General features: G+C 64.3%; 23 protein-coding genes. 8 read left to right on the forward strand and 15 right to left on the reverse strand.

All coding sequences use genetic code 11. The features are described 5' to 3' along the window. Nucleotides 1-44 precede the first annotated feature (44 nt). Entirely contained in the window at nt 45-977 is a 933-nt protein-coding gene (locus tag ShzoTeo12_RS08745) for an IS110 family transposase (RefSeq protein WP_318909409.1), read from the forward strand. Between the two features lie 190 nt (nt 978-1,167). Here ShzoTeo12_RS08745 and ShzoTeo12_RS08750 read toward each other — a convergent pair whose 3' ends face one another. The 5 genes from ShzoTeo12_RS08750 to ShzoTeo12_RS08770 all read right to left on the reverse strand — a co-directional run bounded on the left by ShzoTeo12_RS08750 (nt 1,168) and on the right by ShzoTeo12_RS08770 (nt 5,573). Then, nucleotides 1,168-3,201: a VWA domain-containing protein gene (locus ShzoTeo12_RS08750; RefSeq protein WP_318912273.1), complete on the reverse strand. Its 2,034-nt coding sequence runs from the start codon at nt 3,199-3,201 to the stop codon at nt 1,168-1,170. Nucleotides 3,202-3,215: 14 nt separating this feature from the next. Beyond that, nucleotides 3,216-3,737 (reverse strand): RNA polymerase sigma factor, encoded by a 522-nt coding sequence (locus ShzoTeo12_RS08755; protein WP_318912274.1) that lies wholly within the window; start codon nt 3,735-3,737, stop codon nt 3,216-3,218. 80 nt (nt 3,738-3,817) lie between these two features. Further along, nucleotides 3,818-4,510 (reverse strand): phosphodiester glycosidase family protein, encoded by a 693-nt coding sequence (locus ShzoTeo12_RS08760; protein ID WP_318912275.1) that lies wholly within the window; start codon nt 4,508-4,510, stop codon nt 3,818-3,820. A gap of 116 nt (nt 4,511-4,626) precedes the next feature. Continuing rightward, nucleotides 4,627-5,319 (reverse strand): ferredoxin, encoded by a 693-nt coding sequence (locus ShzoTeo12_RS08765; protein WP_318912276.1) that lies wholly within the window; start codon nt 5,317-5,319, stop codon nt 4,627-4,629. A gap of 95 nt (nt 5,320-5,414) precedes the next feature. Continuing rightward, complete coding sequence (locus ShzoTeo12_RS08770) at nt 5,415-5,573, reverse strand: entericidin (protein WP_119256090.1); 159 nt, start codon at nt 5,571-5,573, stop codon at nt 5,415-5,417. A gap of 177 nt (nt 5,574-5,750) precedes the next feature. Between ShzoTeo12_RS08770 and ShzoTeo12_RS08775 the strand changes: the two genes are divergently transcribed. After that, nucleotides 5,751-6,542: a formyl transferase gene (locus ShzoTeo12_RS08775; protein WP_413251130.1), complete on the forward strand. Its 792-nt coding sequence runs from the start codon at nt 5,751-5,753 to the stop codon at nt 6,540-6,542. A gap of 25 nt (nt 6,543-6,567) precedes the next feature. On the opposite strand, the gene ShzoTeo12_RS08780 is transcribed toward ShzoTeo12_RS08775, so the two are convergent. Continuing rightward, nucleotides 6,568-7,485 (reverse strand): LysR family transcriptional regulator, encoded by a 918-nt coding sequence (locus ShzoTeo12_RS08780; protein ID WP_119256089.1) that lies wholly within the window; start codon nt 7,483-7,485, stop codon nt 6,568-6,570. 115 nt (nt 7,486-7,600) lie between these two features. On the opposite strand from ShzoTeo12_RS08780, the gene ShzoTeo12_RS08785 reads away from it, so the two are divergent. Together ShzoTeo12_RS08785 and ShzoTeo12_RS08790 are read left to right on the forward strand one after the other, a co-directional pair. Beyond that, a complete protein-coding gene (locus ShzoTeo12_RS08785) occupies nt 7,601-7,819 on the forward strand; it encodes a hypothetical protein (RefSeq protein WP_318912280.1) in 219 nt (72 codons plus the stop codon). 114 nt (nt 7,820-7,933) lie between these two features. After that, nucleotides 7,934-8,125, forward strand: a complete 192-nt coding sequence (locus ShzoTeo12_RS08790; RefSeq protein ID WP_318912282.1) for a hypothetical protein — start codon at nt 7,934-7,936, stop codon at nt 8,123-8,125. 86 nt (nt 8,126-8,211) lie between these two features. Here ShzoTeo12_RS08790 and ShzoTeo12_RS08795 read toward each other — a convergent pair whose 3' ends face one another. Then, a complete protein-coding gene (locus ShzoTeo12_RS08795) occupies nt 8,212-8,814 on the reverse strand; it encodes a GNAT family N-acetyltransferase (protein ID WP_318912284.1) in 603 nt (200 codons plus the stop codon). 296 nt (nt 8,815-9,110) lie between these two features. On the opposite strand from ShzoTeo12_RS08795, the gene ShzoTeo12_RS08800 reads away from it, so the two are divergent. Next, entirely contained in the window at nt 9,111-10,118 is a 1,008-nt protein-coding gene (locus ShzoTeo12_RS08800) for a GlxA family transcriptional regulator (RefSeq protein WP_119256086.1), read from the forward strand. A gap of 92 nt (nt 10,119-10,210) precedes the next feature. Here ShzoTeo12_RS08800 and ShzoTeo12_RS08805 read toward each other — a convergent pair whose 3' ends face one another. The 5 genes from ShzoTeo12_RS08805 to ShzoTeo12_RS08825 all read right to left on the reverse strand — a co-directional run bounded on the left by ShzoTeo12_RS08805 (nt 10,211) and on the right by ShzoTeo12_RS08825 (nt 16,215). Further along, a complete protein-coding gene (locus ShzoTeo12_RS08805) occupies nt 10,211-11,533 on the reverse strand; it encodes a diguanylate cyclase (protein WP_318912287.1) in 1,323 nt (440 codons plus the stop codon). A 137-nt stretch (nt 11,534-11,670) separates the two neighbouring features. Then, a complete protein-coding gene (locus ShzoTeo12_RS08810; protein ID WP_119256085.1) occupies nt 11,671-12,498 on the reverse strand; it encodes a response regulator in 828 nt (275 codons plus the stop codon). Nucleotides 12,499-12,688: 190 nt separating this feature from the next. Next, on the reverse strand, nt 12,689-12,937 hold the full coding sequence (locus tag ShzoTeo12_RS08815) for a hypothetical protein (protein ID WP_413251131.1): 249 nt from the start codon (nt 12,935-12,937) through the stop codon (nt 12,689-12,691). Nucleotides 12,938-13,095: 158 nt separating this feature from the next. After that, nucleotides 13,096-15,573 carry a mechanosensitive ion channel domain-containing protein gene (locus ShzoTeo12_RS08820; protein ID WP_413251132.1) on the reverse strand — a complete coding sequence of 826 codons (2,478 nt, stop codon included), beginning with the start codon at nt 15,571-15,573 and terminating at the stop codon, nt 13,096-13,098. An 84-nt stretch (nt 15,574-15,657) separates the two neighbouring features. Continuing rightward, the gene (locus ShzoTeo12_RS08825) at nt 15,658-16,215 is read right to left on the reverse strand and encodes a DUF924 family protein (RefSeq protein ID WP_318912292.1); all 558 of its coding nucleotides are present in this window, start codon (nt 16,213-16,215) and stop codon (nt 15,658-15,660) included. A gap of 175 nt (nt 16,216-16,390) precedes the next feature. Here ShzoTeo12_RS08825 and ShzoTeo12_RS08830 point away from each other — a divergent pair, with 175 nt between their 5' ends. Next, nucleotides 16,391-16,888: a cupin domain-containing protein gene (locus ShzoTeo12_RS08830; protein WP_119256082.1), complete on the forward strand. Its 498-nt coding sequence runs from the start codon at nt 16,391-16,393 to the stop codon at nt 16,886-16,888. Here the strand turns inward: ShzoTeo12_RS08830 and ShzoTeo12_RS08835 are convergent. Continuing rightward, nucleotides 16,885-18,642: a serine aminopeptidase domain-containing protein gene (locus ShzoTeo12_RS08835; RefSeq protein WP_318912293.1), complete on the reverse strand. Its 1,758-nt coding sequence runs from the start codon at nt 18,640-18,642 to the stop codon at nt 16,885-16,887. The genes ShzoTeo12_RS08830 and ShzoTeo12_RS08835 overlap by 4 nt on opposite strands. A gap of 403 nt (nt 18,643-19,045) precedes the next feature. Here ShzoTeo12_RS08835 and ShzoTeo12_RS08840 point away from each other — a divergent pair, with 403 nt between their 5' ends. Both ShzoTeo12_RS08840 and ShzoTeo12_RS08845 read left to right on the forward strand, forming a co-directional pair. Continuing rightward, nucleotides 19,046-20,476: a lipopolysaccharide biosynthesis protein gene (locus ShzoTeo12_RS08840; protein WP_318912295.1), complete on the forward strand. Its 1,431-nt coding sequence runs from the start codon at nt 19,046-19,048 to the stop codon at nt 20,474-20,476. A gap of 141 nt (nt 20,477-20,617) precedes the next feature. Beyond that, the gene (locus ShzoTeo12_RS08845; protein ID WP_318912297.1) at nt 20,618-21,967 is read left to right on the forward strand and encodes a VpsF family polysaccharide biosynthesis protein; all 1,350 of its coding nucleotides are present in this window, start codon (nt 20,618-20,620) and stop codon (nt 21,965-21,967) included. Nucleotides 21,968-21,974: 7 nt separating this feature from the next. Here ShzoTeo12_RS08845 and ShzoTeo12_RS08850 read toward each other — a convergent pair whose 3' ends face one another. Both ShzoTeo12_RS08850 and ShzoTeo12_RS08855 read right to left on the reverse strand, forming a co-directional pair. Further along, complete coding sequence (locus ShzoTeo12_RS08850) at nt 21,975-23,402, reverse strand: hypothetical protein (protein WP_318912298.1); 1,428 nt, start codon at nt 23,400-23,402, stop codon at nt 21,975-21,977. 12 nt (nt 23,403-23,414) lie between these two features. Next, entirely contained in the window at nt 23,415-24,524 is a 1,110-nt protein-coding gene (locus tag ShzoTeo12_RS08855; RefSeq protein WP_318912300.1) for a glycosyltransferase, read from the reverse strand. Between the last annotated feature and the right edge of the window lies 1 nt (nt 24,525).

Here is a 24,525-nt window from a genome sequence, read left to right on the forward strand (position 1 = left end):
GCCGCTCGACATTGCGAAGCCCGCTTAGGCAAGGATGGGATCGGATGGACAAGGTTGTCGTCGGTATCGACGTATCGAAGGACTGGCTCGACGTGCATGTCGCACCGTCGGGTGAACATTTCCGGGTCGGCAACGATCATGCCGGCGTGGAGGCGCTGATAGCCCGGCTGTCGTCGCACGGCCCCGCTCTGGTGGCGCTGGAGGCGACGGGCGGCTACGAGCATGTGGCGGTGGCGGCGCTTTCGGCGGCGGGGCTTGCCGTGGTGGTCGTCAATCCGGCACAGGTTCGCGCCTATGCGAATGCTCTGGGCAAACATGCCAAGACCGATCCGATCGACGCGGCAGTGATCGCGGCCTTCGTCGAAGCGGCCAAGCCCGACATACGTCCCTTGAAGGACGAGGCGGCGCGGGCCTTCGGCGAACTGGTGACACGGCGGCGCCAGATCGTGCAGATGATGGTGGCGGAAGAGAACCGCGAGCGGATGGCCGCATCCCCGCCCGCCCGCAAGAGCATCCGGCGCGTCCTGACGGCGCTGCGGCGCGAGCTGGAGAGCCTTGATGCCGATATGGACGACCGGATCCGCAAATCACCGTTGTGGCGGGTGCGCGAGAGGCTGTTGACCTCGGTGCCGGGCGTGGGACCGGCGGTGGCGCGCACGCTTTTGGCACATATGCCGGAACTGGGCAGCCTCGACCGGCGACAGATCGCGGCGCTGGCCGGGCTTGCACCGTGGACGCGGCAATCGGGCAAGTGGAAGGGCAGGAGCTTCATCGGCGGAGGCCGGAGCAACGTGCGGTCCGTGCTGTTCATGGCAGCCCTCGTGGCCAGTCGCCACAATGCGGTGCTCAAGGCCTTCCGCGATCATCTCGTGGCGGCCGGCAAGCCGAAGATCGTCGCCATCGTCGCAACCATGCGGAAGCTGCTGACCATGCTCAACGCCATCATCAGGGACCAAAGGCCATGGCAAAACACTTGACAACAAAGACAGTCGCTCTCCCCGCAAGCGGGGAGAAGGGAGATGGGGCAATGCTTCCTTTCATGTGTGACAGCCTTGCAGCAAGATACAGCCCCGCAAGGTATTGCTTGAGGAAAGCGGCGCCGCATATCCCCTTCTCCCCGCCTGCGGGGAGAAGGTGGCCGGCAGGCCGGATGAGAGGCGACCTGTCCTACTGCGCCGTCTCGCCCGAAAGCCCCCGCGCAAGCTGCACGAGCTTCAAGAACTCCGCCCGATAGCCGAACGGATCGTTGCCGCGCGCGGCTTCCGCAAGGCCGAGGATCGAGCCATAGGCATAGTCCTGCAGGGCCGTCACGCCCTTGAGCTTCTGCCCGAAGGCCGCGACGGCGACCGAGAAGCGGACATCGGCGGAAGCGGCATTCACGTCGGCGACCGCATCGGCATCCGTCACCGGCATCGTGGCGAGCTCGCTGGTATCGCCGTCCGGCTTCTTCCAGCGCATCTTGAGGAAGGCCAGCTCGCCGCTTTCCGCCGCCGGCGTCGCAGCCGCCTCGCCCTTGCCGTAGCGCAGCGGATCGTTCAGCACGGCGGCGCTGCCCTTCGGCGTCACCTCGTAGATCGCGGTGACGCGGTGGCCGGAGCCGATATCGCCGGCATCCACCTTGTCGTTGTTGAAATCCTCGCGGTTGAGCACGCGGGTCTCGTAGCCGATCAGGCGGTATTCGGCGATACGCGCCGGGTTGAACTCGATCTGGAACTTGACGTCCTTGGCGATGGGGAAGAGCGAGGACCCCGCCTCCTCCACCAGCGCCTTCTGCGCCTCGGCGAGCGTATCGATATAGGCGGCCGTGCCGTTGCCGTTCTGCGCCAGCGTCTGCATCATGCCGTCATTGTAGTTGCCGCGGCCGAAACCCAGCACGGAGAGGAAGATGCCGCTCTTGCGGCGCTCCTCGATGAGGCGCTTCAGGTCTTCGTCGCTGGCCGGGCCGACATTGAAGTCGCCGTCCGTCGCCAGCATGACGCGGTTGACGCCATCCTTCCTGAACGCCTTTTCGGCGAGCTTGTAGGCCGTTTCGATGCCCGCCGCGCCGGCCGTCGAGCCGCCGGGCTGGAGAGTGTCGATGGCATCGAGGATCTTCTGCCGCTCCTTTGCCGCCGTCGGCTCCAGAACGACGCCGGCATCGCCCGCATAGGTGACGATCGAGACCGTATCGGTGTCCTTCAGCTTGCCGACCAGGAGGCGGAAGGCGCTTTTCAGGAGTGGCAGCTTGTCCGGCTCGTCCATCGAGCCTGAAACGTCGATGAGGAAGACGAGATTGGCCGAAGGCTGCTCCGCCGGCGCGGTGTCGAACCCCTTGATGCCGATATGCAGGAGTTCGGTGCCCTTGTTCCAAGGCGTCGGCATGACGGTGACGGTGGCGTTGAACGGCTTTTCCGCCGTTTCCGGCCCCTTCCAGTCGTAAGGGAAGTAGTTCACCATCTCCTCGACGCGCACCGCCTCGGGATCGGGCAGGCTGCCGCCGAGCAGCGACCGACGCATATAGGAATAGGAAGCCGTGTCGACATCCGCCGAGAAGGTGGAGACCGGATCGGTCGCAACGCTCTTCACCGGATTGGGATCGGCGGAGGCGAAGCGCTCGCGATCCTCCACCGGCATCGGCATGGCAACAATGTCCGAGGACGGCACCGCCATGCGGCTCAGCGCCTGCATATGCGCAGCGCCGCCGACGGCAAGCGATTCCGGCATGGCGGCGACGACCTCCTCCTCGCGGCTTTCGGCAAGCGGTGCGGGCTCGGCCGCAAGCGTGCCGGCGGCCGTATCGGCGGTGGCCTTCGCCTTGGCATCCGCTTCCGCGGCGACCCGGGCCTCGGCCTTCGCCGCCTCCTCGACCGGCTTGCGGGCGCGCTGGTCCGCATCGGCGGGCTTTGCGGCGATCCCGGTCTCGGTTGTCAGCGGCACCGTGCCGTTGCGCACCAGCTCATAGGTGACGAGGCCGGCGACGGGGACGACGAGCAACGTGGCAAGCGCCGAGCCGGCGAGAAGTCTGCGGTTCATGATGGGGCTCCATATCCGGTTGAAGATGGAGCTTCGACGCCCGCCATCCGCCGAACCTTGGGGAGCATCCGCATTTTTTTCCGCACCGTCGAAAGCCTGCATGGCGGCGGCGAGCGCTTCGGCGCGGGCAGCGGCGATTGCGGCCGGCGGGCGGCGGCGGGAAAGTCTGTCGAGGTCGAGATCGGTCATCGTCTGTCCTTCCGTCACGCGGCCGTGTCGCGCAGCAGCACCTTCAGGCGCTTGCGGGCCTCGTGCACATGCCAGGAAATCGTCGTTTCGGCGCAGCCGAGCACATCGGCCGCCGCCGCATGGCTGAGCCCCTCGCCATAGATCAGCAGCACGGCGTCGCGCTGCTTGTCGGGAAGCCGGCGCACGGCCTGCCAGAGTTCCTCGCCGCCGTCGTCGCCGGAGCCGCCTTCCAGCACCGCCTGCTCGCGCAGATAGGCGGCGTCGCGCCACTCGCTCCGCCGCCGCTTGCGCATCTGGTCGCGCGCGGCGTTCAGCGTCACCGCATAGAGCCACGTGCCGAAGCGGCTCGCACCCTTGAAGCCGCGGATGGCGCTTGCGAGGCGTATGCACACCTCCTGCGCCACGTCCTCGGCATCCTGCCGGTCGCCGCACCATCGCCAGGCGACGGCATGGATGAAATCATAGCGGCTCTCGACCAGCGCGGCGAATGCCTGCCGATCCCCCAAGGCCGCCTTTTCGACGAGTTCTGTTTCCACGGGCCCATCCCGATTGCGTGCACTATCCCTTCAGACGTGCGCCGGACCGCAATCCTTGGGTCGCGGCTGCAAATTTTTTCTCACCAGGGCAGATTTTTGACGACGGCGATGATCGTGCCCATGACGGCGCGGCGGTCGTGCCGGCGGATTTCCGGGGAATAGAGGCTGGAAATGCTGCCGTCGAGAAAGAGCGCGTTTCGGCATTGCAGCCGGTCGCGGAAGAGCGTCGCGAAGTCGTGGAAGCGCACCCGGTCGTTCGAGATGGCGAAGGCGACGCGCCCGTCCGGCAGGATGCCGACGCCGTTGCGGATCTGCAGGCTCGTGGCATCCGGCAGGAAGCGCGGATGGATCTTGCCGTCGATCACCAGCATGGGCCCGGATTGCGTCGCCTCCTGCGGCGAAAGCCCGGCCTTGGCATAGGCCTCCGTTTCCATCACGCCCGCCTTGCCGTCCTCGATGAAGAAGACGCCGTTCGGCTTCATGAAGAAATTGCCGAAGGCATCCTGCCTGTTGAGCGCACCCGTCTCCCGGCCACTCTCGACCAGCAGGCCGACCGGCCCGTAGTCCGGGTGGTACATGCCGCCGTTCATGGCGAAGCTCATATGCTGGCCGTTGCGCAGGAGATACGTGTTGAGCTGGTCGTAGGTCGCGCCGCGCACGCCGAGCGTCTGCGTGCCGAAGAGCCGGATCGTCTCCTTCGCGGGATCGAAGGTGCAGACGGTGTAGCGGCCGGACAAATGCTCGATCGCGGCGCATTTCGGCGGTTCGGCCATGGCAACGCTCCACAGGGCAGGCGTGAGAAACAGGAAAAGGACAAACAGAAGCGCTCGCATGACCCTCTGGCTCCGCCGGCAATGCGGCGAATTTAGCGGCGATTCCCGCCGAAAGGTCAAAGTGAGAGGGCTGCCATGTGAAAGCGGAGCTGGGCATCGCCGTAGCGATAGTCCGCTCCGACGGGACAGGCCGCACGGGCAAGACAGCCGAGCATCATGCAGCCGCCCCGCCCCTCCGGCCCGCGCAGATGCGACCGGCAGGCGGCAACGTCGAAGGCCTCGGGACGGACAGCGCCGGCCGGACAGGCTGCAAGGCACGGCTTGTCCGGACAGTGCTCGCAGGGATGCGGGCGCGGCGGCAAGGCCCCGCCCTCGACCGGCACGGAAAAACCGAGCGCCCCGCGATAGCCGTGCCAGAGGCCGTAGACCGGGTGGATCAGGATGCCGAGCGGCGAGGCTTTCAGCCCCTCCGCGCGCATCGCCCATTGCTGGAAGGGCTGCCATGGCGGATCGGAGGGAAACCATGCCGTCGCCCCCGCGGACATCGCGACGGCGCCGATGACCGTCTTCGACCAGGCATCGAGCGGATCGCTGCCGCCGCCGTCCGGCTGCGCGGCGCGCCAGCGGGAAAAGGCCGGCCAGATCGAGCCGCCCACATTGCCGACAAGCAGCACGCTTGCGGCGGGACGCCCATCCGAAAGGGCCGGCGCCGCCTCGCCATCGGCGAAATTCACGGCACCGCGCAAAAAAAGACCGTGCGGCTCGAGAACCGCACGGATGCTCTCACTGTCGGGATGGCGGGTTCTCACCGGACCAGATCCCCTTCATGCGCCGGGCCGGTCATGACCGATCCCCGTACGCCGCCTCCTGAGGCCGGCGGCGTCGGGGCTTGCCCTCAGGCGTCTCAGTTCGCGGCGCGCGCGATGCGGTGGCCGGCATCCTTGGTCGCGTCCACGGTGTTCGCCGTGTCCCGGCCAAGGCCGCGGATCGTATTCCCGCAGGCGCTGAGCACCAGCAGCGCGGCAAACACGGCACCGAGACGGGCAAGATTCTTTGCGGTCATGGAAGATTCTCCTCGTGAATCACATCGAATGGAAATCTAGACCAGCCCGCGCCGGAGGGGAACGGGATCGGCAAGCAAAAAGTGCACTAACCAATCCTTAGCCCTGCCCGGCGATTCCCGCCGGCGGTTACCGCTTCCTAAGGCACCCCGGCCATCATGCCCGAAGGCAACGATGGAATGACGGACATGACGGAACGCGACGCGAGGATGGAGACGGTGGCCATGCTGATCCAGCCGGGCACCAATCCCGAAATCGTCGTCAATGCCGTCAAGGCCGCCTTCCCCAACCTCGTCGTCATCGAGGAGCAGCCCGAGCCGAAATCGCTCTTTCTGCGGCGGAGGGCGAGGACGCTCGGATGGTTCCAGGCGCTCGGCCAGTTCGCGACCATGGCCGTCTCGAAATTCGGCAAGCGCTTCACCGAGGGCCGCGCCCGGGAAATCCTCGCGGCCCATGGCGCCGACGCCTCGATCGACCCTGCCGTCCGCCGCATCGCCGTTCCCTCCGCCAACAGCCCGCAATTCCTGGAGGCCTTTGACAGAATCCGGCCCGCAGCGCTGCTGCTCGTAAGTTGTCGCATGTTGAAGGCGGAGACCCTCGCGGCCATTTCCTGCCCGGTGCTCAATCTCCATGCCGGCATCAATCCACAATATCGCGGCCTGCAGGGCGGCTACTGGTCGCGCGTGCTGGGGGACGAGGCGAATTTCGGCACGACCGTGCATCTCGTCGATGCGGGCGTCGACACCGGCGGCGTGCTCTACCAGCAGCGGATGAAACCCGGCAAACGGGACACGATGCACACCTATCCGCTCCTGCAGACGGCGGCGGCGACGGGGATCGTCCTTACGGCGCTGACGGATGCCGTGAACGGCACCCTGGCGCCGCGGGAAATCGAGGGGCCTTCGCGGCAATGGTATCACCCACCGGTCTGGACCTGGCTGTGGAACGGCATCACGCGCGGCGTCTGGTAGCCGCGCGCGAAAGGAAGGCCAGGCTTCAGCAGGCGACCTGCAGCATGTCCATGGGCCGGCGCTCCATGCGGGCGAAGGCCGCGCGGATATAGTCGGCCACGGCCTGCGCCGGCGCCTCGGCCTCCTCGTTGACGACGAGGCCGATGAGATAATGGCCGAGGTCCGGCAGGCCGTCCTTCTCGCCGAGCGCCACCATGTCGTCCCCCACCAGGAAGCGGGCAAGCGGCGCGACCGCGAGATCGGCCCGGATCGCGGCGCGCTGGCCCATGTGATGGGCGCAGAAATAGGCGACGCGGAAATCCCGGCCCGAGCGGCTCAGTTCCTCCAGCGCCCGCGCGCGCCAGATGCAGCCCTCCTCCCAGACGGAGACGGGCAGCGGGTTCTTCAGATGCGCGTTGCCGCAATTCTTGCCGGCCCAGACGAGCTGTTCCTTGAGCAGCACCTCGCCCGGAATCGGGATCGTGCCGTCCGTCGCGTTGAAGATGGCAAGGTCGAGCCGGCGCTCGGCAACCGCGCGGCGCAGGTTGCTGCTCGTCTCGATCGAGACGTTGACGGCAATCGACGGATAGGTTTCCGCAAAGCGCCTGAGCACTTCCGGCAGGATGAGCTCGCCGACGTCGTCCGGCGCGCCGAGCCGCACGACGCCGTTCATTTCCGGCATCATGAAGCGCGAGACGGCCTCGTTGCTGAGGGCGATCAGCCGGCGGGCATAGGAAAGCAGCACCTCGCCGTGATGGGTCAGCACCACCGACCGGGCATCGCGGCGGAAGAGCGTGCAGCCGAGAAGCTCCTCGAGCTTCTTGATCTGCATGGAAACGGCGGACGGCGTCCGGTGCACCGTTTCGGCGGCCGTGGTGAAGTTTCCGGTCTCGGCGATCGCCACGAAGGTCCTCAGGATATCGAGTTCCAGCAGCGGGAGCGTCTGGCGCATCAGAAGGTTCATTGTCGCCTCCATGGATCAGAAAATCTGAAGCAAAGCGTCACTTCATTTCGTTTGATTGAAAACCGAGACGGGCGGATAGTCAACCTGCAAAGCAAACGAACGTGAGGAAAACGCCATGAAAACGCAAAAGTCGCTGACCGACGGTGCCGATCTTGCCGTGCTCGCCCGCGGAAACGGATTCTACTACGCAATACGGCGCTTCGTAGGCGAGGCCATCGAGGCCCGCCGCCGGCGCGCCGTTGCGCGCCACACGGCAGAGGAACTGGCACAGCTGCCGGACTACCTCAAGCAGGACATCGACTGGCCCGCCGTCACGAAGCATGAAGACCGTTGATCAGTTCGATCAGTTATATTCGTTTGATTGATGCGTGAGGTTGAGGAATAGTCACGATCAAGGTCGCGACCTTTCGATACCTCCCAAGCTCGAAAGGAACCCTGAAAATGGCAATTGCACTGGAACATCGTCCGGCACGCATCGGGCGTGCAGGTGTCCGGCAGCCTCGTCCACCTCCTGCGGACCGTCACCGGCCGGCTCGCCTCGGCTTGGCAGCGTCATCGCGTCGAACGCGAACTGGAAAGCCTGCCCTTCGACCTGCGCAAGGACATCGGCTTTCGCGCATGGGACAAGACGACACGATGACGGATGACTGTCGCGGCGACATGCCGAAGGAAGACGACGCCCGATACCGCCGGAGATGACGAAAGCCCCTCCGGCGGTTTTTGATTCTAGAGCAGCGGAACCCCGGGCGCGACTGTCGCCGGCAATGCACCGGTCAGCCGTGGATCGTCGAAAACCTCGATCTGGCGCTTCACCGGCGAAAAGCCCGAGCGGATGTAGAAGTCGAGCGCCTGCGGCGAATCCAGCGTACAGGTGTGCACCCAGAAGCGTCCGATGGGCGGATGCCCCTCCCGCGACCACGCCCGCGCGATCGCATGGTTCATCAGCCAGCGGCCCGTGCCCCGACCGATAGCCACAGCGGTCAGTCCGAAGAAGGCGAGTTCACAGATCCCCTCCTCCCTGAAGTCGAGTTCCAGCAGCCCCTCCGCATGCCCATCCTTCATCACCGCGTAGACCTCCACGTCCGGATGATGGAGAATGGCGGCGAGGTCGTCTTCGGGAAGGACCAGGCGGGAGGCCCAGAGCCAGTCCGTGCCGATCCGCCGGTAGAGATCGCGGTACCAGGCCGGGTCCGCCCTTTCGACATGTTCCAGCGTGATGCCGGGCTGTCCCGGATCGGCCCGCCGGTCCGGCGGCTCGCGCATTTCGAGGCAGGTCACGACGGCCGCGAGCTTGCCCGCCGGCACGTCCGAATATCCGTCTGGCAGCATCGGCGTCATCCTTGAAAATCCGGCTCGTTTTGGCCGAGCGCGCCAGCCTTGTCAAACGACTCGTCAAACAGGCGGGAAGCACCGGGAGGCTTGTCGCAATCCGACGATGCGAAGGCGCTGGTCGCAAATGCGCCATCACTGGACAATCGTCATAATTCCGCCGGAACACGTTGACATTGCGGAGATACGAAGGATGTCGCAGTCGTATCCGTCCTTTTCAACGTCGCAAAAATGCTATCCGATCCCGGACCTGCCTGCGACCATTGCGACATCGCCCCATCAGCATGGACACACCGATGAACAAGCAAAACGTCAAGAAGCGCTCTCTCGTTTTCTTCCTCGTGCCCAACTTCTCCATGCTGCCCTTTTCGGCGGCGATCGAGACGCTGCGCATCGCCAACCGCATGCTCGGCTACGAGGCCTATAGCTGGCGCCTCGCCTCCAGCGACGGCCAGCAGGTGCTGTCCTCCGCCGGCATCGGCATCGAGGTGAACTCCTCGCTCGCCGACGAGCGCAAGCATCTCGGCGGCGAGAACCGCCCCTCCATGGTACTGGTCTGTTCCGGCGTCTATGTCGAGGATTTCAACAACAAGTCGGTCAATGCCTGGCTGCGCGAGGTCTATAATCGCGGCGTCGCCGTCGGGTCGCTCTGTACCGGCGCCCATGTGCTGGCCCAGGCGGGCCTGCTCGCGGGCAAGCGCTGTGCGATCCACTGGGAGAACCTGCCGGGCTTCGCCGAGGCCTTCCCGCAGGCCGACGTCTATGCCGACCTCTACGAGATCGACGGCAATATCTATACCTGCGCCGGCGGCACCGCCTCGCTCGACATGATGCTGAACCTCATCGACGAGGATTTCGGCGAGAACCTCGTCAACCGCGTCTGCGAGCAGGCCCTGACCGACCGCGTGCGCGGCCCGCACGACCGCCAGCGCCTGCCGCTGCGCGCCCGCCTCGGCGTACAGAACGCCAAGGTGCTGTCGATCATCGAACTGATGGAGAAGAACCTCTCCGAGCCCCTCTCCCTGCTCGATATCGCCGACGGCGCCGACCTGTCGCGCCGCCAGATCGAACGGCTCTTCCGCCAGGAAATGGGCCGCTCGCCCGCCCGCTACTATCTCGAGATCAGGCTCGACCGCGCGCGCCACCTGCTCGTTCAGTCATCCATGCCGGTGGTGGAAGTGGCGGTTGCCTGCGGCTTCGTCTCCGCCTCGCACTTCTCCAAGTGTTATCGCGAACTCTACAACCGCTCGCCCCAGCAGGAGCGCGCCGAGCGCAAGCTGACCCTTTCGGCCATCGCGCGCTGATCTAAAGCATGTCGCGCAAAAGTGTGCAGCGGCTTTGCGATAACGACATGCGAAAAATCAGCTGGTCAAAGCGCCCCGCCTCGAAGGCGGGGTCAGCTGGCAAGCGCGTTCATCAGCGACAGTTCAGAGAAGACGCGGTTCCGCCCGGCATGCTTGGCCATGTAGAGGAACTGGTCGGCGGCGTTGAGATAGTTGTCGAAGGTTTCCCGCACGGAAATGGCGGCAAGGCCTGCCGAGACGGTGATCGTCAGCGGCTCGCCGTCCGCGCTGATCGGCTGGGCGGCAAGCTCCGTGCGCAGCCGCTCGCAATAATCGAGCGCCTCCTCGAGCCCCAGCCCGTGGAAGATGATGCCGAACTCCTCGCCGCCGAGGCGCGCGAGAAGATGACGGTCGCCGACCCGATGCTTGAGGCGGCGCGACACGGCCTTCAGCACGACGTCGCCGACCTCGTGGCCATAGGTATCGTTGAGGCGCTTGAAATGGTCGATGTCGAGGATGGCGATGGACATCTGCTCGCCGCGCCGCAGCGCCTGGTCGACGAGCCGCGGGCCGGCCTCGAAGAAATAGCGGCGATTGTAGATGTCCGTCAGGTAGTCCCGCGCGGCGATGCGATGGAGCGACTGCACGCGCTTCTGGATGGCGGCCACATGGAAGATGCGGCTGTTGAACTCTTCGACCAGGAACGGCTTCTGGATATATTCGTCGCCGCCCGCCCGCAGGAACCGCGCGGCGACCATCCGGTCCTCCGACTTCGCGAGCCCCACGACACGCACGGTATCGTCCCCGTGCCGCTTGCGGATTTCCTGCAGCAGCGTGAAGCCGTCCATGTCGGAGAGATCGAGATCCGTGACGACGAGGTCGATGCCGCCATAGCTGTCGAGCGCTTCCAGCGCCGCCGCCCCGGTTTCGACCGCGACGATCTGGAAACGCTGCTTGGCGATGAGGCTTACCTGCTGCTGCAGGCTTTCCGGCTCGGAATCGACGATAAGGACCTGCGTCTTGCCGCTCGTCAGGATGCGGTCGACCGCGAGCACGAGCTGCTGCATGGCCGCCGGACTGTCCTTGACGACATAGTCGAGCACGTTCTTGGCCAGGATGGCGTCACGCGTCGTATCGCTGAAGGAGCCGGTGAAGACCAGCGGCGCGATGCCCTTGGAGATCACGTAATCGAGCGCTTCGCAATTGGGCGCGTCGGGCAGGTTGAGGTCGAGCACGGCAAGCGCGAATTCCGGCGCTTCCGACTGGAAGATCGCCCGCACCGCCGCCATGCTGGGGCAATGGGTGACGGAAAGGCCGAGCTCGGTCTCCAGGCGGTATTTCAGCGCCGTGGAGAACATGCGCGAATCCTCCACGAGCAGCACCTGCTGGCCGGAATGGCGCAGAAATGCAGGTCCCCGCTGCGAATTCGGTTCCACTCCCACCTCGTCCAATACCCCGTATTGCTCCCGTTGGGCCGCATTACAAACCAGCGGTTTTACCAAGTGGTTAACTCGCCGGGAAATATCTCACGTAACGTGAGGACAGTCTTGGGTGAATATGGCCTGCGCGCCGGTCAGCTCGCCAACTTGAGCTGCGCCGACCGGATCTGCGCGAGGGTATCGAGGTTCTGGTTGACGCGACAGTAGAATTCCTCGTCGATGAAGGGGCGCATGATGAAATCGTTGCCGCCGGCCTTCAGGAAGCGGGCGGAGAGCAGCCGGTCCGTCGAGGACGAGATGCCGATGATGCGCAGCTGGTGCGATCCGACCGTGCCGCGAATGCGCCGCGTCAGCTCGAAACCGTCGATATCCGGCATATTGTAGTCGGTAATCATCAGGCCGATATCGGGATTGGCCTTGAGCAACGCCAGCGCGCTTGCCCCGTTCTCCGCCGTGCTGACGCGGAAATTGTAGCGCTTGAGGCGCGTCGAAAGCAGCGCCCGCGCCGTCGCGCTGTCGTCGACGATCAGCACATGGTGCTGGTGATTGGTCAGGAACCGGCAGACGGACTCGGCCAGCATGTCGACCGCGAAGACATTGTCCTTGATGATGTAATCGACGATTTCCTTCGACAGCAACTGGTCGCGCGTCGCCTGCTGGAACGTGCCGGTGAAGACGATCGTCGGAATGGAAAGGTCGACCAGATAGTTCAGCGCCTCGCCGTTCTCGGCGCCCGGCAGGTTGATATTGGAGATCGCCAACGTGATCTTCTCGCTGGACTTGTCATAGGCCAGTTCCAGCTCCTCGAAGCTGCGGCAAATCTCGACATCGAGGCCGAGAAGCTCCTTCAGCCGCTTGGAGATCATGGACGTGAAGACATTGGAGTCTTCGGCAACAAGAATACGATGATGCGAAAGAGACGCGCCGGAATATTGCATTCCGGAAATGCCGATAAACGCCATGATATGCCTTCATAATATGGATTTTCCCCAGCTTAAGGCGTAACGGCAACCCTTTGCCAAAGCGTTAAATTCAGAAGGCATGAAAACACGGGGAAGCAGAATTGGCCCAACACCCGGACCAGCCTTCCGTATAAAGTAAAACGGCGCAGTTCTTCTTCCGCGCCGTCGTCATGAAATCAGGATTCCGGGTTTACTTGACCGAGGCGGCCCCGCCCTCGATCTCGACATTCTCGCCGCCATTGAGCGCGATGCGGTCGCCGTTCGGCAGGGTGACGAAGCAGCCGGAGGGGCAGATCGTCTCGGTCGCGCCGGGCTCCAGCGCGATTTCCATGCGGCTGCCGCCTTCGACGACCACGAGCACCTGCGTATCGGCATCCTTGTTGGTCACGGAGGCAGCCACGGCCGGAGCGGACATCGCAGCCGACACAAGCAGCATCATGATCATTCGCTTCATTTTTGCCCGGCGCCGAGCGCCGCCCCTGTTCAAGCCCGAGGGAACACTAACGTTCCCCGATCGGATTTGCATGTGTTTTATGGGGCAAGTGCTGAATGCAGCGTGAATGCGGCGTTCATGTGCCGGAAATCGGGCAAGCTGTCTCAGGCCGGCGGCGCCTCTCCGTCAGGCTTGCCGCGGCGCCGGGCCGGCGCGGGGCGAACCTTTTCCGTCGCCTGGTCGAGAAGCGCGGAGATGAGCTCGGCTCCCTCCTTCGAAATCTTGACCGGCACTTCCGGCGCGGCCGGTGCGCCGATGGCGATGCCTTCCGCGCGCAGTCGCTCAAGAATGGCCGCCCGTAGCTCCGATTTGACGCCGGTGCCGTTGAGAATATCCGCAAGAAAGGCGCGGATCTCGAAATCCAGCGTCGCGGCGGAAAATGCCTGGAACACGACCACCGGCTCGGGATTGCGCAGCAGCCCCTGCTGCGCCCGCACCACTTCGGTCAGGACCGCCTGCACGCGATGCGGATCGTTGCCACCATGCACGCTGATCGCCACCTCCACGCGGCCGAGCTTGTTGCGATGCGTCCAGTTGCCGACCTGCCCGTTGATCAGCACGGAATTCGGCACGATGACCGTCTGGCGCTGGAAGGTCTCGATCTCCGTGGCGCGCACCGAGATGCGGCGCACGAAGCCTTCCGTCGTGCCGGCCACCACCCAGTCACCCACCTTGAAGGGCCGCTCGGCCAGGAGGATCAGGCCCGAGACGAAATTCGACACGATGTTCTGAAGGCCGAAACCGATACCGAGCGAGAGGGCACCGGCGACGAGCGCGAGGCTGGAAAGGTTGATGCCCGCCGCCGAGATGCCGATGAGGCCGGCCAGCGCCACGCCCGCATAGCCGACCGCGGTGCGGACCGAGTTGCGCACGCCGGCATCGACCTGGCTGCGCGCCAGCACATTGCCGTCCACCCATTTCTGGAACCAGCGCGTGACGACGAGGCCGATGACGAACAGCAGGATGCCCGCGAGGATGCCGATCAGCGAGATGGTGATCGTGCCGATGCGGATTTCCGTGAAGATGCGATAGGTCCAGGATTCGATGTCCGCAACCTGGAAGCCCCATTGCAGCAGGATGAGCGGCACGAAGAAGACGAAGAGCAGCAGATAGATCGCCAGCCCCGCCGCAAGCCCGATCTGGTCGAGCGCGACCTGGCTGAGGCCGAAGCGCTCTTCCATCCGCTTGCCGACCGCCGTTTCCGCGAAGGCGTTGGGCCCGGAAACGGCGCGGCCGGACAGGAAGCCGATATACATCGTCACCACCACCGCGCCCGTCACGACGATCTGGGTGGCGACGAACCGGGCCATGCCGACATAGCCGAGCAGCGCCGAGAAGATGAGGCCGAGGCCGATCAGGATCAGGAAAACGAAGATCGAGCGCGGCCAGGGCCGCCCCTGCGAGCCGGGCATTTCACCCTGCCGCAGCACCGGCTTGATGAAGGCGGTCACCACCAGCAGGGCGCCGATGACGATGGAGGCGAAGAAGCTCTTCACCACCGTCAGAACCACCGGCGAGCCGAGCACCTCGCTGATCGTGCCGAGGAAGAAATCCGCGCCGTTGACGATGGCCATGCCGAAGATCAGCAACCAGAGAAGCCGGGCGCCCCGGTCGGAAACCCGCACCAGCCGCCAGTGGCCATCCCCCGGCGACAGCACCGCATTGGCGAGCTGCGCGACGAAATAGATGGCAACCGTCACGCCGAGCGCCACTGCGACCAGCGGCGCGATATCGCTCCGCAGCACCTTGAACGCGTCGAGGAAGAAGTAGCTGGCCCCCGCGAAGGCGCCGGCCGCCGTCGTCGGCAGCACCGTCGACCAGAAGGCGACGGAAAGGCGGGTAATATAGTGCGGCTTCTCCTGCCGGGCGGCACGCGTGATATAGGGCGAGAACAGCCGGTAGCTGCCGGAAAGCAGGATGAGCGCGGCCAGCAGCGACAGGGTGACCGCGCCCAGAAGCTGCATGCGCTTGTATTTCCAGACGAACTGCGTCCAGGCGGTGGCCGTGCGGCGAAGCGTCTGCGTCTCGTCGGCAAGGGCGCCGGAGGCTTCGGTAAAGAGCGTGGAGCTGATTTCGGTGCGCTTGAGGATCGCATCGGTGAAGAGTTGCCGGCGGATCTCGGTGACGCGGTTGGAGAGCTTCGTTGCCTCGATGGAGAGGTTCTCCGCCTCCCCGGTCAGCGCATTGATCTCGTTGCGCTCGGCCGCCAGTTTCTTGCGCTCGGCGACGACGACATCCGCCTCGGCCGGCGCGCCTTCGGCCGGCGGATCGCCAAGCTCCGTCTGGCGCGCCTTGATCGCCTCCAGCCGCGGCCGCGTCGCGACGGATATGGCAATGATCGACCGGTTCAGCGCCTCGACCTCGACCTTCAGGTCGACGAGGCGCGTATCGTCATCCTTGAACTTCTCGACCCGCTCGCGAATGGAGGCGAGCTGCTGGCCGGCCTTGTCGAGATCGGCGCTCGCCTGCTGCAATTGCGTCGTCGCATCGGCGGCGGGCGCGGCCGCCGTCTGCGCGGAGACAGGCGAAACCGCAAGCAGCAGCACCACGAAAAACATGGAGAGAAGGCGGAGTATAGGCAAAGGCCCCTCGCTGAAAGAACGACGCATCGCGATCATGCGATTCCGCACTCTTCTAGCCATGAATGCGGCCATTTTAAACTGGTGCTAGAATCCGGCGCCCGGCTCCGCGAGATAAGCCTCCTCATGATGGGTCGAGACCCGCCCGAGGAAGGCATTGCGGTGGGGGAAGCGGCCATATTCCGCAATGACGTCCCGATGCCGCACCGCATAGTCGAGATACATCTCGTCGCCATGCGCCTCGAACAGCGAAACGCAGAGGTCCTGGTCGGCAAGGTCCTCGGAATGTTCGAAGGGCATGTAGAAGAAATGCCGGCGCCCATAGTCCACCAGCTTGTCGGCCCCCGCCTCCAGCGCGAGCCGCGCCTCGCGTCGGGCGATCCAGTCTGTGGCGAAGGCCATCGGCGAGGCGCGATACATGTTGCGGGGAAACTGGTCGAGCACGATGATCGCCGCAAGCCGCGCCTCGGGGCTCGCCCGCCATTCCGGCGACACTTCGCGGGAAAGGGCAAGATGCGTGGCGGCGAACTGCTCGCGCACCCGCCCATCGAGCTCCGGCGTCCCCTGCCACCAGTCCTTCGCCGTCAGGGTCTCGCACCAATAGCCGACAACCTCTTCCGGCCGCCTGATCGCATCATAGCTCATCCCAAAACCTCCATTCGTCCTAGCCGCAATATGGCGTTATCCCGGGGCATGGCAAGCGCAAGGCGAAACGGCAGCCGCGTGCACGGACGAAGCCGTTAAAATCTTAGCTTTCCCTTCAACCGATTGCTGATTCCCACGCGCTATCCTCCGCCCGGCAAAGATGGATGGAGTTCCGATGAACTGGCAATTTGTTACCGCGACCGCAGCGATCGCAACTTCCCTCTACAGGGGCTACGCACCGATGCGTCCGGAGCCGGACACCTTCGTCGCCGCTGGTCCCGATACCTTGCCGATGGTGTCACGGCCGATCAATCCCGACTGGATACTGTCCGGCAACCCGGTCGCCCGCGCCGCCTTCCACTCCCAGCCGGCGGACAAATGCGCCTCGACGGTGGTCTGGGATTGCACGGCCGGCGAGTTTCGCTGGTTCTTCGGCTGGGATGAAATGGTCGTGATTCTCGAAGGCGAGGTCCATGTGACCGCCGAGGACGGCAGCGCCCGCACCCTGGCCGTCGGAGACGTCGCCTATTTCCGCGCGGGCAGCTGGGCGACCTGGCGCATCGACCGCTATGTCAGGAAAGCCGCCGTCACGCGCCGCCCCTTCCCGCTTCCCCTGTCGCTGTTCTACCGGGTCCTCGGGCGGTTGCGCTCCGTGGTCAAGCACGGGCTTTAACGGGAAGCCAGCGACCGGATGGCGTCGAGGTAGTGCGCGCGGGCATGGGCCGGCGTGAAATTATGGTCGGTGTCGGGAACGATCGAAAGGCGCATGTTCCCGAAGCGCCTTAGCCCTCGCCCATCCTTGCCGAAGAAAAGCGCGAACTCCTCCAGGCCGAACTCATCGGCTCCATATAGAAGGGCGACGCGAACGCCGCGATCCCGCAGCATGCGGAAATCCGAAAAGACGGCTCGCTCCCGCCGCGAAATGCCGCCGAAAACCCTCGTGAGCGGCCGGACGGCGCGTACCAGGAGCCGCCCCAGCACATCCCGGCCCTTCTGCACCACGTCGATCTCGCCTCTGAAGACACGCAGCAACGTTTCCTTCTCGATGAAGCGGCGGCCATAGTGTTCCAGGGTCTGAAGCGGATTGTCCAGCGCCTCGTCGACGGATTGCCCGTCGTGCCAGCGGAAGACGATCGGATTGACGGCCACTACACCGGTAATCCGCTCATCGGCCACCGCGGCCTGCAGCCCGAGATAGGCACCGCTGCAACGCCCCGCCAGGATCACGGACTTCGTCCCCGCTTCCGCGAGAAAGTCGGTCGCCTCGCGAACATCCCCGACCTGCACCGGATCGTAAAGGACCTGTCCGGCAAACCCCTCTACCGGCGGGCTATCGGCGATATTGGCGCAGTCGAAGCGCAATGAGCCGGTGCCTTCCTTGGCAAGAGCGCGTGCGAACTCGACGGTCGAACGCCCCCAGCCTGTGGATCGATCATAGCCCGACGACAGGAATAGCACCGCCGGACCAGCCGGAATATGCGCTTCCGCGGGCGCGCAAAGGATGCCGACCATCCGACCGCCCTCGCCGATTCGCACGGCGGTCTCTACATAGCCATCGCCGTAATGGCTCGCGGGCCATTCATGCAGCGGTGGCGCCTGCAAGGCAGGATCGCGCGGCGCCAGGCCTGCCACCCACGAGACCAGATTCGCAACGACCGGCTCGGGTACGACGGCAAGCGTCGGATTGGATGTGAGCTTCTCGAATCCTTCGAAGGGTGCTTCAAGGACATTCGCGCCGAGCGTGCGGACATAGGCGGCGAAAGCGGCGTCCTCCGGATGGTTGTCGCGCATGAAAACCGCAACGTTCCGAGCTGGCGCCTTGTCCGTCTTCATCAGATCGACACCGCGAAGACCTGCCTCGATCTCTTGCGGCAGGGCGAGCCCGGCGATCTCCAGAGCTGCCGCCGTATCCCTCTTCTTCAGCCCCAGCTTGTCCTCGATCAGGCGGGAAAAGACGGACAGCTCGCGCACATGCGCGCGTCCGGAAACGACGGGCGCGAGGAATGCGATGCCCTCGAGGTTCGCCAGCCGATCCGCCGCAAGACCTGCGACCACCGCTCCGACGCCCTCGGCGACGATCACCAGCTGTGCGCACCCCGAACGCTCCTGGAGCAGGCGCATGGCAGCGAGCAGCGACTCCGTCCACGTTTCCATCCCGGCGCGAAATTCGGTCCCGTCCAGCGCATCGCCCGTACCTGGATAATCGAAGCGCAAGCTCGCAATTCCCTCCTCAGCCAGCCGTTCGGCCAGGATGCGCCGAAATTTTCGCGTGCACATTTCCTCCAGCCCCCAGGGGCTGGCAAACAGCACTGCCAAGGGTCGCACCGCCCCCTGCGCCGCCGTGAACAGCCCGACCGTTCCGGAAAACGTCATCGGCTCCGCCGCCGGATGCACACCGGCGACCGGCGGGCGCTGCACGTCAAGCATGGGTGTCTCCTGTCATCGGCGGAAGCCGGTCGAACGGTCGAAATGCAATCCCGCTGAGACGCTTCGTCATTTACCGTTCCGCCAGTCTTTTAGATTAGGGATTACGCTCTAGGCCATTTGGGTTAACATCCAATTCAAGCGAGGTTATTCGGCATGATGCCGATTGTCATACTGCTCGACAGAACGCATATGCTGCCGGAGCCCTTGCGGCAGGGCCATGCAAGGCCCGATCTGCGAAAGACTTCTCCCGGCTTGACCGACAACGCCGCAGCCGGAATAGGGTTTTCTTCTTATTTTAAACCGTCGGGCGGCAGCACATAGCTGTTAACACTTTGCCACTAGGATTTCGCTAAATCCTGCATTCTGGCGCAGGCTCACGGCCAGCCATCCCAAGGAATACCCGTTGCTGCTCAAATCCACGCTCATATATGGCCCGGCCATCCTGCTGACGCGCATTTCCGCACTTCTGTTTCTCGTCATCGCCACGCGCCTGATAGATCAGACGGAATACGGTTTGCTGACGCTGGTGGTAACCGTCGGCGAAATGACGGACGTCGCGCTGACGAACTGGCTGCGCATTTCACTGTTGCGGCTCGGAGGCAAGGGAGACGTGACCAGCGGAAGCCTCTCGCGTGCCGGCACGATCCTGCTCTTCACGACGCTGCTCGCCATCGTCGTCTCCATCGTCGCCAGCGGCTATGTCGCGCCCGAGCGCTGGACCGATTTCTCGATCGCCGTCTGCGGCTATCTCGTCGCCGGCGCGGTCGCCCGCTACGGTCTCGTCATCCTCCAGATGCAGCAGCGGCATACGACCTACGCCATGATGGAATTCCTGCGGGCCCTGCTGCAGCTCGTCTTTCCGATCCTCGCCATGCTGGCGGAGCACGATACCTTTGTTGCGATCTCGCTCGCATCGAGCCTCGGCATGCTGACGGCCGGCGTCATCAGCGGCATTGTCGCCGCCCGGAAGATCGTTCCCGGTCCGCCGCGCTTCACCCATCGTGAGTTCTTCGCCCTCGGGCTGCCGATCATCGCGATCGCGCTCGTCAGCTTCGGCCTCGCCAACGCGGAACGAATCTTCCTCAAGATCTATCACGGCGCCTCCGCCGTCGCCGTCTTCGCGGCCGCCTATGCCCTCGCCCGGCAGCCCGTCGACATGATCGCGAATGCCATCAACATGGGGGCATTCCCCGAGGCGGTCGGCCGCTTCGACGAAGAAGGACCGGCGGCCGCCGCAGCCCTCTTCAAGCAGTTCCTTTCCCTTATCTTCACTTTCAGCCTTCCGGTCGCCGCTCTTCTCGCCGCGCTCGGCCATGACCTGACGGAGCTGCTGCTACCGGAAAATTACGACGGCCCCTACAACCTGCTGTTCGGGATCGTAGCCGTCAGCGCCGTCTGCACGAACCTTGCTGATTTCGTCTATGGCGCGGTGGTCTATGCCCACAAAAGACCCTGGCTGCTCATCGTCAGCAAGCTTTTCGGCTCGGTCAGCACCATCGGCCTTTCCTTCCTGCTCATCCCGACAATGAGCGAGGTCGGCGCCGCCGCGGCGCTCGCCGGAGGCGCCGTGATAAACCTCCTGGTCTCCGTGGTGATCAGCGAGAGGCTGACACCGGTGCCCCTGCCCTGGCGCGCGCTTGCGACGGCGCTCGCCACCTCGCTCGCCGTAGGCGGCGCGGCCGCGTTCATCAGCCATTCGCTCGGCGGCACACATGCCGTCTTCCGCCTGGCGCTGGCAGGATCGGCTGCGGGTCTCATCTTCTTCGCCGTCAATGCGCTGTGCTATCCCGCGGAAGCGCGGCGGGGACTTGCGGCCGTGCGCAGCCGGTTGTAGCGGCGCGCGGCCCAAGCCTTCGGGGGCTCCGCATATCGTCTTGCGAAGCTGGATATTTACGGTTCTACTGCCATGATCCGGTCATTGTGCGAGATTCGCCGTTCTCGTATCCGGATTCAACGCAATCGCCTTGAGTGAGCCATGAGCTACGCCAGATCCGTGCCGGATCAATCGCCATCGCTGAGCGCCTCCCGGCAGAAGACACTGGTCATGGCGATCTTCCTGTGCGCAGCCTTCTTCTTCCAGCTGCGCTTCTACATGTCGCCGCATGTGATGAACCTGTTCGTCACCTATACCGATACGGGCGGCGCGATATATGAGAAGCTGCATTTCGGAACGATCGGCATATTCCTGCTGCTCCCATTCGCCCTCGCCTCCCGGCCGTTCGTCCTCCAGGGCAGCGACATCGCCCTTTTCAGATCGTTGCTGCTCTTTTCGTGCCTGATGGTGGTGCTGATCTTCTATCTTGGCGCGGTGGGGCGCTCGGGGTCGGTCGGCTTCATCATAGATACCTATGTCATGGCCGGATGCGCCTGCATGATCATGCTCACGCTGCCTCCCGACATGCGCCGGCTGCTTGGCGATATCACGCTGGTCTTTCTGGTCGCGAGCGCGGTCATCGGCTTCGGCGAGGCGATCATGCAGGCACGCCTGCTCCCCTATCCCCCGATACGCGACGTGTTTCGCCCCATTGGATTGACGGGACATCCCTTGACCCTCGGCGCGATGTCCGCGACCGGCATCGGCTTCGTTGCCGCGACGCGCTGGCCACTCTGGATGCGGCTTCTCGCGATCTTCACGCTTTATATCGGGTCCGCCATCTCGACGGCCCGAACAGCCTTCGTGCTCGCTTCGGTCGAACTGCTCCTTCTCCTGCTCTTCACGCGCTGGCCGAAGCTGTCGAAACGGACGGAACGCCGGGCGAAGAGCATCGTCCTTCTCCTCCTCATTCCATTGAGCGTCGTTCTCATCGTCGTGCTCGCAGGTGCGGGTTTTCTGGAACGCTTCAGAGGCGGCATCGTGGACGACAGCTTCATGGCCCGCGTCACGATCTATCGTGTCTTCGAATATTTCAGCTGGTCGCAGATCATGATGGGCGTGCATATCGACGACCTGATGTTCGTCGTGAACAAGAAGCTGGGCCTGGAATTCATCGAGAGCGCTCCGGTCGTATTGACGATGCTATTCGGTCTGCCAGCCGCGATCGTGTTCACAGTGGCGCTCGTTCGCCTTTTTTCCCGGCTCATCCGCGGTGCGGCCGGCTCGGCGCAACTCGGCGCCGCCGTGTTCGTCATCGCCTCGCTGTCTAACAACACATTCACCGAGAAGACATCCGTGGTGGCGATGATCTTCGTCCTGTTGATCGCCTATCGGCGCCCTTCGCCACTCATGCCTTCATCCATATCGGCGGGCTTATCCGTGCCGACACCGGCCACTCGCACGCCAGGCTCCGCCGCAACCGGCGGCAAGCCCCGTATCGGGCGAACCTAACAGCCGTTCAGCCGCAGCTATCCACGACTTCGAGCCGCCCCTCTCGGTTGAGCGTATGCGTACCCGAGCGAACCCATGCCGGACCGCCTTCTATCGGAACGACCGAACCAAAGACGACCGCTGTCTCGTCCAGTCGCATAAGCTCCATTAGACCAAGGCCTCCCCCATATATTCGCGAGCAGTCCTGCACGGGCAGGAATATCCGCCCGTCCCGGCGAATGAACGCACCGCCTGGCCGTGCACCCGCTTCGTCGATCACTATGGGATTCATGGGATGCGGCACCCACGGCCCCTCAAGAGCAGGCGCACGGTAGACGACCATCGTGTCCGACGGGTTGCCGTTGCCGATTTTTTCGGTGCCGAACAGCCAGTAGGCTCCTTCCGAACGCAGGAGCGTCATGTCGTTCAGATTCCGCCCCTCGATGAGAACGGCCTGGCGCTCCCACCGGTCGGGAAACCGGGCGGCACGATAGAGAACGACCTCGCGTGCCGCGCCGCTTTCGGGGATCATGTATATCTCGCCGTTCTCGGCGAATATCTGGGGATAAGAAAGATGATGCGGCTCCTCGAGCACGACTTGCGGCAGGCTGAACCGGTCGTTGTCGTCCAGCACGGAGACGGAGATGACCCCTTTCCCGGTATTGTAGGGTAATTCCTCAACGAAGAGATAGTGACGACCGTCGTGCTCGAAAACAAATGGATCCGCATAGAAGCGTTCGCCGTCGTCGGCGAGAATAGAATAGGCTTCTCCATCGAGCCTGCCGGTTTCGGCAACGCCGGGCCCATCGATCATGCGATAGGCGACTTGCCAATGGACAGCGCGTTTGCGTCCGAGGCGAGCGAAAAGCGCGGCGGCAGCGAAGGAAAGATAGGCTCGTAGGAAGCCGCCACAGGGCGCGCGGTCGGCCGGCCGTTCCACAGCCGGTTTGAGCGTGCCGTCGAGGAAACGGTTCGCGACCTGCACGGTCAGCGAGATGGCGCCGACGAGCAGCTCATCGAGGATGCGCGATACCTGCAGTCCATTGGAAATGGCAGGACGAGCACGCCCGACCGCAACACCGTCGAGCCGGGCAACGAATTCCGCCGACTGCCGCGCCGCTGCCGCACGGGAGATTCCGTCGATGACATTGCCGGAGCCGAAAATCTCCAGGCTGAGCACGGGCTTGTCCTGCGCACCGGCCGTCCCGGTCAGATCGATGACGAGATCGTGTTTGTCGGAGCTCTTCGGCGCCATCGGGGCGGCCAATTGAGCGAGCGAGACATTGAAAAAATGGCGTTCGACCGCCAGGGCCCGATCGAGCGCATGCCGACCGGTTCCGGCTTCAGCCAGCTTACTGATGGAGATCTCGTGACCCGCCGCCTCAAGACGCTCGACGAGCGCGGCATGCCAGCGCCTCGAGTTCCTTTCACGGGTGAGAAGGAGAATTTTTCCCAACGTTAAACCTTATCAGGCGAAGAGCCCCTCGTATTTGTCAGCAATGACATTGATTTTGAACTCGTCGGCTCTTTGCCTGAGCAGTTCGGAATCGATTGGCCTCTCAAGCGAATTCTGCAATTGGCTGGCGAGGGCCGTTGGATCTGCGATGGGGACGAGAGGGCCGAAACGGCCGTCGTCGAGAATTTCGCGCGGCCCATGCGGCGCATCGGTGGACACGACCGGAACACCGTGAGCCATGGCCTCGATCAGCACGTTGCCAAAACCTTCACTGGTGGAAGAGAGGACGAGGAGATCGAGGGCAGCGTAGCACGCGGCGGGATCGTTGATGTAGCCGGCGAAGAGGACATCATCCGCGATGGAAAGATCGGTCGCCAGCGCCCTTGTCTCGGCTTCGAGGGGACCTTCGCCGAAGATCACGAGCCGGGCCTTACGGCTGGCGCGCAGGATCGCAAAGGCGCGCAGGAGGGTCGCATGATCCTTGACGGCGACAAGACGGCCGAGGGTGCCGATCACCGGGCCTTCGCCCATCGCCTCAAGCGCCTGAAGCCAGGGATGCGGACCCGGCATGCCCATGCCCTCGGGCGGCAGCGGATTGTAGATGACAGCGATCTTCTCGAGCGGATAGCCGTTTTGCACAAGGTCGCGGCCAACTCCCTTGGAGACGGCGATGGCACGCGTCGCACGCGCGGCCACGAAGCCGGTGAGGCGGTCTGCGAGGATCGCGCCGATCTTTTCCGACTTGAGGGCCGCTGCACCGTGAAAGCCCGGAAAGAAGCGTGCACGGCTTCGTGCAAGGGTCAGGGCGGCGGCCATGACGAGATTTGCGAAGTCGGGCGCGCTGAAAACGGCGTCCGGCCGGAAGGCGCGCAGCATCCGCACGGTTCTTGCCAGCCCCTGGAGCGTCTTCACCTTGCCGAACCCATCCCCGCGCATGGGGAAGTGGAGGTCGACGAGATCGACGACAGGTGACAGCAGGTCCGCATTCGGCCCCTGCCCGTTCCAGACCAGCAGCGTCACCTCATGGCCGCGCGCAGCCATCTCGTTGGCCATCAGCACGATTACCCGTTCGGCGCCGCCGCCGGCCAGACTGGGTGCGTGGAAGAGGATGCGCCTCACCATG

The organism is Shinella zoogloeoides (assembly GCF_033705735.1).
Classification (GTDB): domain Bacteria; phylum Pseudomonadota; class Alphaproteobacteria; order Rhizobiales; family Rhizobiaceae; genus Shinella; species Shinella zoogloeoides_A.

Bases quoted from the DNA above. Each gene is read 5' to 3' on its own strand.
- ShzoTeo12_RS08795 (WP_318912284.1), bottom strand. From the start codon at position 8,814: ATGCTGCCAGACGGATATTCGGACGTGCCGGCGGGCAAGCTCGCGGCC.
- ShzoTeo12_RS08825 (WP_318912292.1), bottom strand. From the start codon at position 16,215: ATGAGCTATGATGCGATCAGGCGGCCGGAAGAGGTTGTCGGCTATTGG.
- ShzoTeo12_RS08745 (WP_318909409.1), top strand. From the start codon at position 45: ATGGACAAGGTTGTCGTCGGTATCGACGTATCGAAGGACTGGCTCGAC.
- ShzoTeo12_RS08810 (WP_119256085.1), bottom strand. From the start codon at position 12,498: ATGGCGTTTATCGGCATTTCCGGAATGCAATATTCCGGCGCGTCTCTT.
- ShzoTeo12_RS08830 (WP_119256082.1), top strand. From the start codon at position 16,391: ATGAACTGGCAATTTGTTACCGCGACCGCAGCGATCGCAACTTCCCTC.
- ShzoTeo12_RS08750 (WP_318912273.1), bottom strand. From the start codon at position 3,201: ATGACCGATCTCGACCTCGACAGACTTTCCCGCCGCCGCCCGCCGGCC.
- ShzoTeo12_RS08815 (WP_413251131.1), bottom strand. From the start codon at position 12,937: ATGATGCTGCTTGTGTCGGCTGCGATGTCCGCTCCGGCCGTGGCTGCC.
- ShzoTeo12_RS08835 (WP_318912293.1), bottom strand. From the start codon at position 18,642: ATGCTTGACGTGCAGCGCCCGCCGGTCGCCGGTGTGCATCCGGCGGCG.
- ShzoTeo12_RS08760 (WP_318912275.1), bottom strand. From the start codon at position 4,510: ATGGCCGAACCGCCGAAATGCGCCGCGATCGAGCATTTGTCCGGCCGC.
- ShzoTeo12_RS08780 (WP_119256089.1), bottom strand. From the start codon at position 7,485: ATGAACCTTCTGATGCGCCAGACGCTCCCGCTGCTGGAACTCGATATC.
- ShzoTeo12_RS08775 (WP_413251130.1), top strand. From the start codon at position 5,751: ATGACGGACATGACGGAACGCGACGCGAGGATGGAGACGGTGGCCATG.
- ShzoTeo12_RS08845 (WP_318912297.1), top strand. From the start codon at position 20,618: ATGAGCTACGCCAGATCCGTGCCGGATCAATCGCCATCGCTGAGCGCC.
- ShzoTeo12_RS08770 (WP_119256090.1), bottom strand. From the start codon at position 5,573: ATGACCGCAAAGAATCTTGCCCGTCTCGGTGCCGTGTTTGCCGCGCTG.
- ShzoTeo12_RS08855 (WP_318912300.1), bottom strand. From the start codon at position 24,524: ATGGTGAGGCGCATCCTCTTCCACGCACCCAGTCTGGCCGGCGGCGGC.
- ShzoTeo12_RS08800 (WP_119256086.1), top strand. From the start codon at position 9,111: ATGAACAAGCAAAACGTCAAGAAGCGCTCTCTCGTTTTCTTCCTCGTG.
- ShzoTeo12_RS08785 (WP_318912280.1), top strand. From the start codon at position 7,601: ATGAAAACGCAAAAGTCGCTGACCGACGGTGCCGATCTTGCCGTGCTC.